1 pseudogene is annotated in these 535 nt (G+C 62.8%); it reads left to right on the top strand.

Going from position 1 to position 535, the window contains the following annotated elements:
* Positions 1 to 409, top strand: a pseudogene (locus AC5O77_RS22550) (transposase domain-containing protein); the annotation flags it as partial.
* Positions 410 to 535 lie beyond the last annotated feature (126 nt).

The raw sequence follows: 535 nt of genomic DNA, 5'->3' as shown, positions 1-535 counted from the left end.
GGCCAGGCGACTGAACATCTGTGCCCAAGGCCTTGCATCGCTGGATCTGCCTGCACGCAGCGGCATCAGCCAGGCTCGCGCGCGGCTTGGCGCAGATCCGGTAGAGGATCTTTTCCGCAGGTGCGGCCAGCATTGGGGTGCCGAGCGCTATCCCGACGATGACTGGCAGGGCCTGCAGGTGCTGGCCGTTGACGGTGCCCTGCTGCGCACCGCAGACACGCCAGAACTACGTGCGCATTTTGGGTCGGGCAATACCGGCACCGAACGGCAGACGCCTTATCCGCTGATGCGGCTGGTGGCGCTGATGAACGTGCGCTCGCACATCATGCTCGATGCCCGGCTCAGCCCCTACCGTCGAGGCGAAATGCGTTTGGCAGAGGACTTCTTCGAGAAGATCCCGGATCGCTCGGGTTCAGCCCCGTTTTCACGGACACTTACAAGAAGGCCGATTCAGGCCATGAGGAGTGTTCATGTCAAAGCGTAGGAAGTTCAGTGCCGAGTTCAAGCGCGGTGCGGTTGAGCAGGCGAGCCAGCC

Source organism: Stenotrophomonas sp. INTA L402-1 (assembly GCF_059295135.1).
This window is presented reverse-complemented; position numbering and strand designations above follow the sequence as displayed.